Raw genomic sequence first — 5,642 nt, 5'->3', positions numbered from 1 at the left:
CGCCGCCCCCGCGGACGCCCCGGCGGACGGGGCGGTCGCGGCCGGCGCCGGGCCGGGCGCGGGGATCCGGGTGACCGTGCCGGTGCGGGAGCCCGGGATGGACCTGACGGCGCTCCCGGGGATCTACCGGCGGCTGGCGCAGATCCTGAACGACTCGCGGACGAGCCTGCAGGCCCACGAGTTGACCCGGCTGCTCGGACTGGAGCTGACCGCCTCCGCCGTGGAGGGCGTGCGGGCGCGGGCGAAGCGTCTGGTCGCGCGCGGCTGGGCGGTGCAGGCGGGCCGGGGCCGGTTCGCCGCGCCGCCGGCCTGAGCGCCGCCGGCCCGACCGGCCGCCGTCCGGCGCGTGCGTCCGTCGGAGTGTTCCTGAGCGGCCGGCGAGTGAACCTGGGCCACGTCGGACACTCCGGACAGTTCATCAGAACATCATCAAGTCGCACTGCGCTCATTCTGGCTCCCTTTCCCCGCCTCCCCGGCACGTGAGCGCAGGGTCGAAAGGACCTCTGATGACGCGCTGTCCGCCCACACCCCCGCCCCAGGGCCCCGGACCTGACGGACGCTCCGCCCGCCGGCCACCGGGCCGGGCCGTCACCCTGCTGGCGGCCTTCGCGGCGGCCGTCGCCTCGCTGACCGCCCCGGCCCTCGCCGCCGGACCCGCCGCCGGACCCGCCGACGGCCGCGCCACCACGGCGGCCGACCGGCCCGCCGCGGCGCGGCCGGCCGACCTCCAGGCGGGCCGGCAGGGCCGGCAGCAGCCGGTGACCCTGGAGAAGACCGGCACCGACCTCGCCACCGGCAGCACGACCACCACCGCCCACGGCGACACCGTCCGCTGGGTGGTCTCCGCCACCAACCCGGAGACGGTCCCGGTCTCCACCACCGTCACCGACGTCATCCAGGGCGGCCCGGGCAGCACCCCGCAGGCCCAGACCTACGTGCCCGGCTCGCTCCAGGTGCCGCCGGGCTACAGCAAGCAGTGGTCCACCGACGGCGGCACCACCTTCGCCGCCACCGACCCGGGCACGGCCACCAACGCCGTCCGGGCGACCAACCCGAGGCTCTCGGGACCGGCCACCGGTGACGTGGTCCAGATCCCGCCGCCCCTCACCCCGGTCAACACGGCCACCGGCGGCGACGGCTTCACCCCCATCCTCTACACCGCCACGATCAACGGCGTCCCCACGCCCGAGGCCTGGAACATCTACCACCACGGGTTCTCCAACGAGGCCAGCGTGGTCTGCACCGACCTGCTCACCAACGGCCCCTGCCCGACCCCGAGCGGCGCCCCCGCCGTCTGGCCCCAGGCGCTGAACTCCTCGGTGGCCGGAGAGACCACCGGCGACCTCGGCAGCACCCGCACCCCGACCTACGTGCAGATCGGCTCCAAGCTGTACTACGCCGCGATCAGCCGGCTCACCCTCGGACTGATCGGCGTCGGCTGCATCGACCTCCAGACCCAGGCCAGCTGCGGCTTCACCGCCCTCCAGACCGGCACCGGACTGGTCGTCGGCGGCGTGGTCCAGGCCCCGAACCAGCTGATCTACGCGGTCTCCGGCACCGGCGAGATCCTCTGCTTCGACCCCGCCACCAACGCCTCCTGCGGCACCTTCGGCATCGGCCTGCCGCCCAACGAGGGCCAGGACGTCTTCAGCGGCGACTACGCGGGCATCATGCGGGTCGTCAACGGCAAGATCTACGTCACGGACAACACGCTGGCCCCGCTGCCCACGGTGATGTCCTGCTTCGACCCGTCGACCAACACCGCCTGCACCGGCTGGGCCGTGCCGAAGACCGTGGTCACCCCGACCGGCACCGAGCCGGCCCGGGCCGACAACATCTTCGAGACGTACGACGCGGCGGGCACCGTCCTCGGCGTCTGCACCGCGGTCGGCGGCTTCTACCAGGAGGTCGTCCCGCCGGTCGGCACCGTCGTCTGCTTCGACCTGACGGGCAATCCGATCGCCGCGCCGCCCGGCCTGCAGACGCTGCTCATGACCAACGTCGCCCTCGGCGAGGCCAACTTCCAGGTGCCGCTGACCATCGTCGCCCCCAACGGGCACCTGGAGACCGAGTTCCCGCTCTGGATCTACCGGGGCATCACCCCGACCTCCAACAGCACCGAGTACTGCTACGACTGGAACACCCAGGCGCCCTGCACCCAGTACGGCACCGACGGCATCGTGAACGGGCCGCTCAACGTCAACGGCGGCGACACCCGCCCGTACGGCTTCGCCTACGACGGCCAGTGCAAGTACAGCCTCGGTGACACCGGCTACCTGTTCTCGATCGACCCGGTCACCGGCGCCTCGCCCTGCCTCAAGACCAAGGCCCAGGCCACCATCAACCCGTCGGCGTACTACTGCGACGGGGCCACCGGGCACGTGCGGTCCTACGGGACGGTCAGCCTCGCCGGCATCGACCCGACGACCGTCGACTTCGCCCAGTCCACGGTGACCGTGCTGGCCGCCGACGGCACCCCCCTCGGCACCTTCCCGTTCGACCCGGCCACGGGCACGGCGGACATCTCCTCCGTCCCGATCGCCGACCAGCCGATCCAGGTGATCGGCAACATCGACCTCGTCAGCGGCGCCTCCTTCACCCCGGACAACCACCCGGTGATGCAGGTGACCTTCGTCGGTGACGCCCCGCAGATCTGCTACCGGACCACCGTCGCCACGGACTGCGCCGTCACCTCGATCACCGACCAGGCGTCCGCCGTCACCAACGGCGGGACCCCCGTCACCTCCAACACCGTCACCCTCCAGGTGACCCCGGGACCGGAGTGCGCGCCGCAGCTGAAGGTCGAGAAGGAGGTCTGCACCTCGGCGAACGCGGCCGACTGCGTCGACGGAGGCCCCGGCCCCTGGGCGAAGAACGCGACGCTGCTCCCCGGCGCCACGGCGTACTGGCGGATCACGGTGACCAACAGCGGGACCGTCCCGGTCACCGGGATCACGCTGGAGGACAGCGTCTCGCCGTCGTGCGTGGACGCCGCGGGGACGTTCGATCTCGCGGTGGGCGCGTCCCATCAGGTGTTCTGCGATCTGACGAACGTCACCCAGCACACGGTGAACACCGTGACGGCGTCCTTCCCGGGCCCGGGCGGGGAGACGATCACCACGCCGCCGTCCGAGGCGATCGTGGACGTGCAGTCGCTGGCGATCGACAAGGAGGTCTGCACCTCGGCCGACGCCGCCGACTGTGCCATCGGCGGCCCGGGTCCGTGGGCGAAGGCCACGACGGTGGCGTCGGGTGCTACGGCGTACTGGCGGATCACGGTGACGAACACCGGGACGGTGCCGGTCACGGGGATCACGTTGGCGGACAGTGTCTCGCCGTCCTGCGTGACCGCTGCGGGGACGTTCGACCTGGCGGTGGGCGCTTCTCACCAGGTGTTCTGTGATCTGACGAACGTCACCCAGCACACGGTGAATACCGTGACGGCGTCGTTCCCGGGTCCGGGCGGGGAGACGGTCACCACGCCGCCGTCGGAGGCGACGGTGGACGTGACACCGCCGCCGCTCCCGGAGCTGAGCATCAACAAGGAGGTCTGCACCTCGGCCGACGCCGCCGACTGCGTCGACGGTGGTCCGGGTCCGTGGGCGAAGGCCACGACGGTGGCGTCGGGTGCTACGGCGTACTGGCGGATCACGGTGACGAACACCGGGACGGTGCCGGTCACGGGGATCACGTTGGCGGACAGTGTCTCGCCGTCGTGCGTGACCGCTGCGGGGACGTTCGATCTGGCGGTGGGCGCTTCTCACCAGGTGTTCTGTGATCTGACGAACGTCACCCAGCACACCGTCAACTCCGTGACGGCGTCGTTCCCGGGTCCGGGCGGGGAGACGATCACGACGCCGCCGTCGGAGGCGACGGTCGATGTGACGCCGGTTGTTCCGTCGGTGAGCATCAACAAGGAGGTTTGTACTTCGGCGAATGCGGCTGATTGCGTCGAGGGTGGTCCGGGTCCGTGGGCGAAGGCTACGACGGTGGCGTCGGGGACGACGGCGTACTGGCGGATCACGGTGACGAACACCGGGACGGTGCCGGTCACGGGGATCACGTTGGCGGACAGTGTCTCGCCGTCCTGCGTGACCGCTGCCGGGACGTTCGACCTGGCGGTGGGTGCGTCGCGTCAGGTGTTCTGCAGTCTGGCGAATGTCACGCAGCACACCGTCAACTCGGTGACGGCTACTTTCCCCGGCCCGAGTGGTCCGATCACGACGCCGCCGTCGGAGGCGACGGTCGATGTGACGCCGGTTGTTCCGTCGGTGAGCATCAACAAGGAGGTCTGTACTTCGGCGAATGCGGCTGATTGCGCCGAGGGTGGCCCGGGTCCGTGGGCGAAGGCCACGACGGTGGCGTCGGGTGCGACGGCGTACTGGCGGATCACGGTGACGAACACCGGGACGGTGCCGGTCACGGGGATCACGTTGGCGGACAGTGTCTCGCCGTCCTGCGTGACGGCCGCCGGGACGTTCGACCTCGCGGTGGGCGCGTCGCGTCAGGTGTTCTGCAGTCTGGCGAATGTCACGCAGCACACCGTCAACTCGGTGACGGCTACTTTCCCCGGCCCGAGTGGTCCGATCACGACGCCGCCGTCGGAGGCGACGGTCGATGTGACGCCGCCGGTGACTCCTTCGCTGGGTATCAACAAGGAGGTTTGTACTTCGGCGAATGCGGCTGATTGTGCCGAGGGTGGTCCGGGTCCGTGGGCGAAGGCTACGACGGTGGCGTCGGGTGCGACGGCGTACTGGCGGATCACGGTGACGAACACCGGGACGGTGCCGGTCACGGGGATCACGTTGGCGGACAGTGTCTCGCCGTCCTGCGTGACCGCTGCCGGGACGTTCGACCTCGCGGTGGGCGCGTCGCGTCAGGTGTTCTGCAGTCTGGCGAACGTCACCCAGCACACCGTCAACTCCGTGACGGCGACCTTCCCCGGCCCGAGTGGCCCGATCACGACGCCGCCGTCCGAGGCGACCGTCGACGTGACGACGCCGGGTACGCCGTCGATGACCATCGACAAGGAGGTCTGCCTCCCCGAGAAGGACCGCGACTGCGGCCAGGGCGGTTCCGGGCCGTGGGGCAAGGAGGCGACCCTGCACAAGGGCGATTCCTCCGAGGACCCCTGCTACCCGGACCAGTGCGTGGCACACTGGCGGATCACGGTGACCAACACCGGGGCGACGGACATCACCGGCATCACGCTGAGCGACCCGCAGGAGGTCTCCTGCGAGACGGCGGCCGGGACGTTCACCCTGGCGCCGGGGCAGACCGTGATGTTCTACTGCTCCAGCCTGATCACCGGGGACACCACCAACACGGTCAGCGCGTCCGGCTCCGGTCCGGACGGCAGGCCGGTGACCACCGGGCCGTCGTCCGCGCTCGCCCGGTGTCTGCCGCCGTGCCCCGAGGAGCCGCCCGGTCACGGGCACGGCCACCCTCACGGCTACTACGGCACTGACTGGTACCGGCCGGCCGGCTTCGGCGCCGACTGGCTGCCGGACAGCAGCCTGACCGTGCCGACGTACGCGGTGGACCGCGGGGACCTGGAGGCGTTCGGGGTCCCGCTGCCTCTGCTCGGCTGGCTCGGCTGACGGATCACGCCGTCGAACGGCGGGTGGCCCCGGGAACGGACG

Annotated in this window: 1 protein-coding gene and 1 pseudogene; both read left to right on the top strand. The window is 71.3% G+C overall.

What is annotated here, in order from left to right; genetic code table 11:
* A pseudogene (locus ACFXAM_RS37560) lies at window positions 1-313 on the top strand (hypothetical protein); the annotation flags it as partial.
* 193 nt (window positions 314-506) lie between these two features.
* Window positions 507-5,600 (top strand): hypothetical protein, encoded by a 5,094-nt coding sequence (locus tag ACFXAM_RS37555; protein ID WP_380298299.1) that lies wholly within the window; start codon window positions 507-509, stop codon window positions 5,598-5,600.
* Window positions 5,601-5,642: the final 42 nt, after the last annotated feature.

This window comes from Kitasatospora sp. NPDC059462, from assembly GCF_042749955.1.
In the GTDB taxonomy this organism is placed as follows: domain Bacteria; phylum Actinomycetota; class Actinomycetes; order Streptomycetales; family Streptomycetaceae; genus Kitasatospora.
Note: the sequence above shows the minus strand (reverse complement) of the source record. Positions and strands in the feature narration are given on the sequence as shown.